Genomic DNA, 9,778 nt, shown 5'->3' on the forward strand with positions numbered 1-9,778 from the left:
AAAATCAAGTTACACAAAATACCTTACACCCTCTATATATGACTATTCACTATTTATTCGTCATAATTTAGTCACCATAGTGTCATTTTAGCTTGCTAATATAACCTTTTTATAAGCTGCACATCAGTGTTTATTTCCTCTTAAGCATAATCAATAAGTTGAGGAGAGCGTTATATCAAGCATCATAAATTCTGTCTGCAGTTTCTAATTCCCATATTTTAAAAGTTTTCGTACTGTTGAGGTAGGAGAGAGTAATGGCTGTTGATATGTATATGAAGATTGAGAGTGTTAATGGTGAGTCTAAAGACGCTCAGCACAAGGATTGGACTGATATTCAGTCGTTTTCTTGGGGCGCAACGCAACCGGGTTCTATGTCTACCGGCGGCGGTGGCGGTACCGGCAAGGCCAGTTTTAATGATTTATATGTAGTTTGCCGTATTGACCGCGCGGCGCCGGCAGTACTAAAGCACTGTGCTAGCGGTAAGCACTTAGGCAAAGTTGAGCTGTCCGTGTGTAAAGCTGGCGGGGAGCAGGTTGAGTACTCACGTATTACCCTAGAGGATGTGTTGGTCACATCCGTGCAGTACAGTGGTGACCAAGATGGTGACGCCATGATGGTTAGCTATGCCTTCCAAGCAGCTAAGGTTAAGCAGCAATACTGGGAGCAGACTGACAAAGGTGGTCGCGGCGCTGAGTCTGTGATTGGTTATGACATCAAGCAAAACAAGGCGATCGCTTAGTTTACTGAATTTGCAGCATAGGTTTGTCATCAAACCGTCATTTTTTAGTAACTATTTTGTAATCTATCATTATTAAAATAGCACTATCAATGGCTTAATGGCGCTTGAGCGCTGGTGCAACACAAGGGTGTAAACATGGATTTTCTTAACTTACCGAGCACAGATCGACCTATTGTTGCTCACACGGCTTTAGGTCCTCAATTAGGTTTTTTAAGTTTAAAGGGGCGTGAGGGCTTATCTAAACTGTTTGAGTTTGAGGTTGAGTTAGTATCCGGTACTTACTTGTTAGATGTGCGCTCAATGCTGAGCACAGATTTGACCATTGAGATTGAGACCTCCAGTGGTGCACCTAGGTACCTGAGTGGTAAGGTAACAGAGTTTGCCTTGCTTGGTCGCGAGCTTGCCAATTCGCCATACTATTTATACAAAGCAACGGTTAGACCGGCCATGTGGTATTTGACCCAAGGTCAAGACAGTCGCATTTTTCAAAATCAAAATGTTGAGAGTATTTTAAAGGATGTGCTCGGACGCTATGGGTTTCCGGTTGAGTATCAGCTCAACGAGAGCTATAGAGATTGGGAATACTGCGTACAGTATCAGGAATCGGACTTTAACTTCGTGAGCCGCTTGATGGAGCACGAGGGTATGTACTATTACTTTAAGCATGATGATGGTCAGCATACCTTGGTGATTACCGATGACGCAGCCAGCCATGAGGCCTTTCCGGGCTATGGCAGTTTTACCTATTTTGACTCGCAGTCTAATGTCGCCAGTGACAATGAAAGTGTCGATGTGTGGCATCGACGCGCCGGCATGACGCCTGCTAAGTATGCTGTGGTTGATTATGACTTCCGTAAGCCACAGGTAAAATTAGATGCCTTAACATCCGAGTCTTTAGCAGGTGATGATCCAAGTTTGGAAATGTACGAGTGGCAGGGCGGTTACCAAGAGATAGATCACGGTGATCAGTATGCCCGTATTCGTATGCAGGAGCTTAAGGTAAATCAGGAAATAATTAATGGCCAAACGACAGTCCGTGGCGCAGCTCCCGGCTATGTCTTTACGCTCCGTAATCACCCTCGCTCCGCAGAAAATAAAGAGTATTTAATCGTTGACGCAGTTTATCAGATGGGTGTGGCAGGTTATGCAACAGGTACTGAGCGCCAAGATCATTTTGAAATTTTCTTTGATGCAATTCCTTCTGAGGTGCAATTCCGTGCTCCTCGCATTACCCGACAGCCAAAGACCTCCGGTCCACAAACTGCGCGCGTCGTAGGACCTGCCGGTCAGGAGCTTTATACCGACAAATATGGTCGTATTAAGGCCCAATTCCACTGGGATCGTGAAGGTAAATACGATGAAAACAGCTCATGCTGGATTCGTGTCTCAAGCCCTTGGGCCGGTGGCGGCTTTGGTGGTTTGCAGCTGCCGCGTATTGGTGATGAGGTAGTGGTTGATTTTATCGGCGGTAATCCGGATCGACCAATTATCTTAGGTCGTGTCTACAACGAGATGAATATGCCACCGGTTAATTTACCCGCCGAGGCTAATGTCAGTGGTTTTAGAACACGGTCTGAATTTGGTGATGCCAGTACTGAAAACTTCTTGCTATTTACTGATAAGTTAGGTCAGGAGCTAATTGATCTACGCGCTCAGTACAACATGATTGTTAATGTGTTAAATGATCTAACGATCACTGTGGGCAATGATCGTCATGAGACAGTTAAAAATAATCTAACAACGCTTGTTACTGATGGTGATGAGGTACGTGAGATCCTAAGCGGTACACGTACTACGCTAGTCGAAGGTTTGGAGAAAAGCACCTTTAATACCGGTCGAGAAACGACGATCTCAGCTGGAGATATTTTTACCGTAAAAGATGGGGGACAAACGATTAGTGTCACTGATGGTCGCGAAACGACAATTACTGGTACAGATGAAGAAACGGTTACTGAAATGGTGACCAACAATTACAACAATGGAATCACTGAAACTGTTAGTGCAGCATTGGCTTCGTACACAAATGAAGAAGGTTTCAAGCATGATGTGACAGGTAAAAATTGGGATACTGACGTAGGTGCAGGTCATGCTAAGTTAACAGCTCAAAATGAGGTTGAACTTAAGTCTACTGCTTCAACGGGGCTTTTCGAGTCTAACGATGAAATGACGATAGAGTCAATGACTAGCTCTTTGTCATTGTTAGCACAAACTGATTTTGAGTTAAAGGGCGAGAGTGGTACAGGGGATATTCGCTCAGAAGGTAATTTGGAGTTAAGAAGTTTGTCTGGTAATGTTTGGATGAGTACACCAGAGAATATGACACTTAAAGCAAAAAAAGTAACGATACAGGCTCCCGAAATCACTACAGAAGACACAAAGATAACCACCAATACTAGTAAATGGGATGAGTTCTTCACAGCTATTGATATTTATGGCAATAGTTCATTTAAAGTTGTTCTTTCTCAAACTACTCTTTATGGTAATAAGGTGGATGCAGGCCTTTTTAAAAATGACTATAAACTGGCTGAAAATAAAAACAAAGGTTTAGAAAATGAATCTAAAGGTTTTGGCATTAGTTTTGCCGGCCTGTCTGTTTTTATGTAGATTTGATTAGGTTTTTGCATGAGAGTTCTTAAGCCATTAAGATTGAGTTGCCTCTATAGAAACTATCGCTTTCTCAAGAAAAATTACTTGGGTATTACAGCAATGGTTTTATATGATTTTAAGGAAGGTGAGTCAGCCTCTCTCCAGTCAGAGCAGGACCTATGGCAATTATTTACTGATGAATCTGTAGCAAACTTTGGTGCAGAGTTTTTAGATTTTGGCGTTCCTAAAAGGCAAGCTGAGATTATAGTTAATGGTTATGGATTTGGTCGCTATGCCCAAGATAATCGTACAGCAGTTGCTATAAAGTGTAATAACATTAGAAAAGAGCTCTGGGTTACTGGTGAGCGTATTTGGATTAATTCTAAAATCAGTGAGCCGAAAGCTTTTGAGCGTATACCTATCTCTTGGGCTAATGCCTATGGCGGTGAGGGTTATACAAAGAATCTGAGCGGTAAGGGCAAATCAGAGCAAAATTTAGAAGGATTAAAGGCAAAGTTTGTGCCTAATATTGAGGATCCCAAGAATCCGGTTCGCTACGAAGATCGAGCGTATGAACCAGTAAGTTTTTCAGCTATTCCGGTACAGTATCCAGGTAGAGAAAAACTTATGGGAACTCATGATCAAAAATGGCAAGAGGAAGACTTTCCCGGTTTTGCAAAAGATATTGATTGGACTTATTTTAATCAGGCACCTTTAGGTCAGAGATTAGTCTCCTTAGGAATAGGGGATAAAGTAGAGTTTACTAATCTGCATCCTGAGAAATCTCATCTTGAATTAACGATACCACCATTACAGGTAAAATCCTTTTTAAAGGATAAGGATAGTAATGATTTAAGACAAGTTGATCTAGGATTAACAACGGTTTGGGCATATCCTCATTTAGAGCAGGCTATTTTAATTTTTCATGGAGTAGCACCTGTTAGAGAAGATGATGGAGATGACTTAGAGTATATTCTTTTTGCTGTAGAGCATCAGGATAGACCGAAATCACTGGACTATTATAAACAGGTGATCTCATGGCGACTTGAACCGCAAGTTGCTGGTTTGCATAGCATGATCGATAAGGAGTTGATCGATCAGGAGTTTATTTCCGGCGATATTGCTGCATCCATAAAAAGTAATAAGTTGCTGCAAAATATGCTCAATCGCCAAGCATCAGAGATGGAAAGATTGGATACCTTGTTGATTGAACGGGGTCTCAAGGACTATCCGGTAGAGGATGCAGAAGAACTTAAGGCGTTGAAAGCACTTGTTGAACCTCATCAAGCAAAGGGTGTGAAGCAAGGAGAGTATTCTGTGGAGCAGATAGTCGAAGCTCAGTTAGCAAGTATATCTGAGCAAAAGCTATCGTTTTTGCAAGTAGCAAGAGAGCAGAGGAAAGCACAGCGTCAACTAAAAGAAAAGATGAATAGCGCGGGACTGTCGCTAGATAATTTAGGTGAAAGCTCATTCAATGACTTAGAGCGACAAAGTCAACAGCAGCAAGCTTTTTTTCAAGAACAATCGGAAAAAAAGTATCAAGAAGATAAAGAAAAGCAGCTTGGCAAGGGTGAGCATGAGTTTTTTACACCTTTTTTAAGAAGCAGTTTTCAGAAAAAATCAGACTATATGAACGCCGCTATTGAGCAAAGCTTAAAGAAAAATAAATCTGAGCGGCAGTTAATAAATCAAGAAAAAAAAATTAAAGTTAGCTTTTCTGAAGCATTGAAGTTAACTTATCGTAGAAGTACTTTTGTGGTTGATGAGGGGGTTGAAAGAGACGGTTGCTATGACGGTCTTTATTTGAAGAAGTGCCACATCAGTAACTTGGTTTTTGAAAATTGTGATTTTTCAAATATCGTGATGGAAGACGTTGGTTTTGAGAACGTTGTCTTTATAAATTGTACATTTAAGCAGACAAAATTAACCAACACAACATTTATAAACTGTACCTTTGAAGAGTCTATATTTACAAGAATGGATGGCGAGCGTATTAGTTTTATAAGTACTCAATTCATGCAGAGTAGTTTTAAAGGATGGCTCCAAAATCGTGTAAGTTTAGATAAGTGTCAATTCCGAGAGTCCCAGTTTGAAGATAATACTTTTTTTAGAACGATAAGTTACGGCTTGTCGTTTGTGGAGTGTGAGTTTAAGCGATGTGCCTTTGTCTTTGGGCGTTATAAGGATATTGTTTTTGATAGCTGTTTTGCTGATTCACTGGCTATTATTAAGGTTGCTCGTATTGAGGCCATACTTATATCTAATGCACAGTGGGAGAAGGTTTGTATTGCTCCTGATATGAAGATAGGCACAGTTAATATTGTGAATAGTAGTATCAAGTATTCTAGTTTTAGAAAAATAACAGTACAAAGCTTACAGGTTAAAGATTCTGAGCTACTACAAAATGATTTTTCAACCTCTTTGTTAAGTAGCGCACAGATAGAAAATACGAGTTTTAAATCATCATTATTTATTCGAACTGACTTTCAGGGAGCTCACTTTAACCGTGTAGATTGTTCCTTTACCATGTTTAAAGGCGCTGATTTTAGCGACGCACTTTTGAAGAGGGTGTCATTTTTTTGTGCAGATATGCCGTTAATTAAAACTAATAATAAAACGATCCAGCATGACTGTTTGGTTAAGCGAGTTAATTTTTTACCTCGTAGGCAAGGTGAAGAGGACTATGTTAGTTAAGCAACATATAGATAATACTCTCCAGCTCATTGAACAGGGATACGTTATTGAGCATTACCTTTTTCAGGAGATGACGTGGTCAGAGCAATCAATTTCAGGTGGACGTTTTGAAAAATGTCTTTTCTATAATGTTATTTTTTCTGATTTAACGATTGAAGATTGTTTTTTTGAAAATTGTCGTTTTATTAATTGCCAGTGGAACAATGTATCTTTAATAGAAAATGTGTTTGTAGAGAGTGAATTTCAGAATTGTTTTTTTAAACAAGCTAAGGCTTTAAATATAAATTATCAGTTGTGTGACTTGAATCAATGCCTATTTATTGATTCAAGGTTGGAGCTGATGACTGTTGCTTATGGTAAGCAAGTGCTTTTAGAGTTCAAGAGAACAATAGGGGATAAAGTTTATTTACTAGAAAGTGAATCTATTAGTCTAGACTTTCAGAAATCTGATTTTTCAACACTAGTGTTAAATTCATTTGATTTTAAAGATTTTAAGGTAGAGGAAACTCGTTTAAAAAACTTAATTGCTATGCAGGCAAATGGTGATGGTTTTTCCTTTGCAGGGCTGGACCTATCACAAGCTCAATTAACAGAAGGTAGCTTTGTCGGAGCGGATTTTTCTGGCTGCAATTTAGAGCAAACATGCTTTAAATCATGTGATTTAAGTGAAGCAAATTTTACTGGTACAGACTGCAAGTACACTTTGTTCATAGATACTATTGCAAATAAAGTAGATTTTTCGAATAGTGTGTTAAATGCTGCAAACTTTTCACAGTCCTTACTGTTTAGCTCGAAATTTAATAGTTGCCAACTGGATAATGCCATTTTCCAACGCTGTGATTTAAAGTTTGCTAGTTTTCAAGGGTCAAAGTTTTATTTTGCTGATTTATCATACTCAAATTTGAGTGATGTGAATTTTACAAACTGTACTTTTCATCACTCTCAGTTTCACGGAACAGTACAGCACAATACAAAGTTTTCATCAAAAATTGGTGTTTTGGGTAATGATCAAGAGCTTATGGAGGCAGATGTATGGATGCTGTAGAGAGATTAGATATGAGAACTGAGCCATCAAGAGATGGCGATATGTTAAAGACAAACTCGCCTAGCGAATTGAGTGATTTTATTGGTAAAGCGGTTCAGAGCTCTGCTAAATTTGAGCATGTACAATTTTTTGCTTCTGTATTAGAAATCCAAGGTGGTTCCTATTCTTTAATTGAATTGCCTGATGGGAGGAGCGTCAAGGTCAAGAAAGCTGTATCTTGTCTTTTAACTCCGCAAGTTGGTGATCTTGTATTGGTTAATGGTGTGATCGGTAAGGCACTATATATTCTAGCTGTACTGGAGTCTGAGTCCTCTGATGGTCATCAGGTTGAGTTTAAACAGCTCGAATTGAAATCAGAAAAACTGTCAATTGTTGTTGAGAATGAGTTAACAGTAAAAGGCGCTAAGCTCAGTTTTGATAGTGAAAACTATAGCCTATCTTCAAAGCAGTATGAGGTTAAATCTATTGGATACACTGTGGCTACAGCCCATACTCAATACTTAACTAATAAATTTGAGTTGATTGCCGAAACTTCGATGCAGTCTTTGCGCACATCTACCAAATTAGTTTCAGGTACGGATGAGGTTAAAGCATTAAATATTGATTATTCAGCAGAGTTTTTAGCTAAAGTCAGTGCTCATACTACCATGATTAATGGGCAAGAGCTATTTAGGACTGATGGTAAATTAATGATGGCAGGATAAGGAAAAGTTATGTTTGCAAATTCGATGATTGGTGGTATGGATTTGGGTTTTCCTGATGTGTGTAGAACTCCTCTGCCACCTATTCCATGGCCAAATGCGGCTTTTGGTCCGATTAGAGTACCAGTCCAGTTTAGTTATTTACTTAAGGGACTCCCTTGGAATAATCTGTTGGATTTTGCTCCAATGAGCTTTTTTGATGAGTTAGGACTTGGTCTGGGCCTGCTTTGTCCCACGGTTAAAGCTCCTCAACGACACTATACGGGCATGTTTACTTTTATTGTGCGCGCTGCACCATCAACTAGAATGACAAGTCTTGGGATATCAAATATGTTTAATTGTCCCTTCTCAATGCGTACACTACCTAGTCAATTTAATTATCTATTGGTAGGCCCTTAACTCTTTTCTGGTTTTTTATGTCTAGTTCTATTTGGCGACTATTTATTTGTTTTTTTATTTTTGTTTTTCCTGTCGCAGGTCTTATTCGGTATACCGACTATAGTGTGAGTTGGTTGCCGTCAATGGCAGTGAGTGTGGTCGGTGGTGTGCTGTGGCTTATTTTTCTAGCCTATTTAGCGTGGCAGTATGTTTTTAGGCCTTTACAACTTAGTAACAGGGCTAAGCAACTTCAACAAAATGGTAGGCCTGTCACAGCCAAGGTAGTTACGGTTTTGCCAGAAGCCAGTATGGCCTACGCCTCTGGTGGTGAGGTTCGAGTAACCTTTAGAAACTTATCAGACACCGAGGTGACAGTGCCGTTTCTGCAAACTCAACTGCAACTTATGCAAAGCGATTTAAAAGAAGGGCAGTCATTCACTCTCTATTTAAACCCTGAGCTTAGGGTTCCTGCTTTTGCGTCACCATCATTAGTGGCACCAAAGATGGTGGAGCAGAGTGGTTTTTATTTGTTTATCTTTGCTGTACTGTATTGTTTGATTACTGCCTTTGTGTGGTTTATTGTCCTAGATCATCAACTCACGATGAGTCTGGCTCATCCTTGGATAGTGACGTCAGTGATGGGTTTTTTACTACTTAATTGGACTTCACGTTTTTTTAACTACAATGAAACGCTTGTAAAACCTGAGGTTAGTCAATTAATTTTAGTAGGTAAATCGGCACAAGCTGAGGTGATTCAGGTTAAGGAAACAGGGGTTGAGCGAAGCGAGAGTCCAGAGGTTAAGTTTACCCTGCGATTTACCGATGATGAGGGGCAGTCTCATACGCTACAAATCAAGCAGATTGTTAAACACACTGAGTTATATCAGATGAAAGAGAAGCTAAGAGAAATTATTTATTTACCGGATAACCCTAAAGTGGTAGTGTTTGCGGATCAGTTAGGTCAGGCAAGGGGATAATTTACTGGTAAATAGTTTGAGGGGTTGCTTGTAATGCAAAATCTATCCGATTTACAACCTTATTTTTGGTTCATGATAGCCTCAATTGTTTGCGTACTGTATTTGCTGCATCTTGAGAGAAAGCAGATTGCTGCTTCGGATAGGATAGAGGTGGAGATTGTAGATCATCAAGAAATTCACGATCATTCAGCAACATTTTATGCTGCACGTTATCGTTATGAATATCAAGGGCAGGTTTATCACAACACATCAAATAGTCGAACACCGGTAAAGATTTATAAGGTTGGGCAGTTTTTGCCAGCTTATGTTAACCGCGAAAAGCCTAGTGAGATTCAATTGATCGGTCGTGTCACAGAGAGCCCATTAAAGGTATTTCGTTACGTGATGACAGGGGTTATGTGTTTGTTTATTTTTATCTTTGGTGCGGCGTTAACTTCTTATATTATTTTTTAGTAACCGAATAGTATTCGATAAAAGTAAAGAATGTATTGAGCATGTGCCCTGAGTAGACTTTCTAATTGACTTAATTGTTGATAAATAGATGTTTTCAAACCTGACAGGACTTGCTGAGCGTACGCCCCAAACGTATTTTTTGTATATTTACGCTTTATGCGCCATCCCACTGTGAGACCTTTGCAATAACCCCTCAAACTTCCT

Annotated in this window: 8 protein-coding genes; all 8 read left to right on the forward strand. The window is 39.7% G+C overall.

Translation table 11 applies throughout. From position 1 onward, the window contains the following. The first annotated feature begins 254 nt into the window (after positions 1–254). The 8 genes from HMPREF3144_RS04070 (at position 255) to HMPREF3144_RS04105 (ending at position 9,574) form a co-directional block, all read left to right on the forward strand. Positions 255–740 (forward strand): Hcp family type VI secretion system effector, encoded by a 486-nt coding sequence (locus HMPREF3144_RS04070; protein WP_036560342.1) that lies wholly within the window; start codon positions 255–257, stop codon positions 738–740. A 135-nt stretch (positions 741–875) separates the two neighbouring features. Next, entirely contained in the window at positions 876–3,344 is a 2,469-nt protein-coding gene (locus tag HMPREF3144_RS04075) for a type VI secretion system Vgr family protein (protein ID WP_070476557.1), read from the forward strand. A gap of 18 nt (positions 3,345–3,362) precedes the next feature. Continuing rightward, positions 3,363–6,020, forward strand: coding sequence for a DUF2169 family type VI secretion system accessory protein (locus HMPREF3144_RS04080; RefSeq protein ID WP_083290379.1), 2,658 nt, complete (start codon positions 3,363–3,365; stop codon positions 6,018–6,020). Further along, positions 6,010–7,065, forward strand: a complete 1,056-nt coding sequence (locus HMPREF3144_RS04085; RefSeq protein ID WP_070476561.1) for a pentapeptide repeat-containing protein — start codon at positions 6,010–6,012, stop codon at positions 7,063–7,065. The genes HMPREF3144_RS04080 and HMPREF3144_RS04085 overlap by 11 nt, the downstream gene beginning before the upstream one ends. Then, positions 7,053–7,769, forward strand: a complete 717-nt coding sequence (locus tag HMPREF3144_RS04090; protein ID WP_070476563.1) for a DUF3540 domain-containing protein — start codon at positions 7,053–7,055, stop codon at positions 7,767–7,769. The genes HMPREF3144_RS04085 and HMPREF3144_RS04090 overlap by 13 nt, the downstream gene beginning before the upstream one ends. A 9-nt stretch (positions 7,770–7,778) precedes the next feature. Further along, complete coding sequence (locus HMPREF3144_RS04095; RefSeq protein ID WP_070476565.1) at positions 7,779–8,165, forward strand: PAAR-like domain-containing protein; 387 nt, start codon at positions 7,779–7,781, stop codon at positions 8,163–8,165. A gap of 17 nt (positions 8,166–8,182) precedes the next feature. Further along, positions 8,183–9,121, forward strand: a complete 939-nt coding sequence (locus tag HMPREF3144_RS04100; RefSeq protein WP_141742721.1) for a hypothetical protein — start codon at positions 8,183–8,185, stop codon at positions 9,119–9,121. Positions 9,122–9,154: 33 nt separating this feature from the next. Next, on the forward strand, positions 9,155–9,574 hold the full coding sequence (locus tag HMPREF3144_RS04105) for a DUF3592 domain-containing protein (RefSeq protein WP_070476569.1): 420 nt from the start codon (positions 9,155–9,157) through the stop codon (positions 9,572–9,574). Positions 9,575–9,778 lie beyond the last annotated feature (204 nt).

Source organism: Oligella sp. HMSC05A10 (genome assembly GCF_001808335.1).
GTDB lineage: Bacteria > Pseudomonadota > Gammaproteobacteria > Burkholderiales > Burkholderiaceae_B > Oligella > Oligella urethralis.